The organism is Achromobacter sp. SIMBA_011, assembly GCF_046535435.1.
In the GTDB taxonomy this organism is placed as follows: Bacteria; Pseudomonadota; Gammaproteobacteria; order Burkholderiales; family Burkholderiaceae_B; genus Achromobacter; species Achromobacter dolens.
This window is the reverse complement of the sequence record NZ_JAWRWN010000337.1, coordinates 1-277: the sequence shown is the minus strand read 5'-3', so window position 1 is coordinate 277 and position 277 is coordinate 1. Positions and strand designations below refer to the sequence as shown.

General features: G+C 57.4%; 1 pseudogene. It reads left to right on the top strand.

The annotated features are described in order from the left end of the window. Positions 1-277, top strand: a pseudogene (locus SB816_RS31205) (VgrG protein); the annotation flags it as partial.

The following is a 277-nucleotide window of genomic DNA, read 5'->3' as shown; positions in this document are numbered from 1 at the left end:
CTTTCGTGCCCAGGTCTACGAGCCCGATCCTGGAGTTTTCGGCAACGATTTCAAGACGCAGGTGGTTTTTCAGGGTACAGACAAGTACAAGTGGTCCGACTGGGCCAATAACATCGCTCAAGGGGCCAATAAGAACTCGGCCTATTACGACCGTGCAGTCAAGATCGGGCGAGCGCTTGAGAAGAGTGGAACCGATGTGGACATTGTGGGGCATTCGCTCGGCGGCGGCATGGGTTCTGCCGCATCGCGCGCAAGTGGCTTGGCTGCGACCACGTTC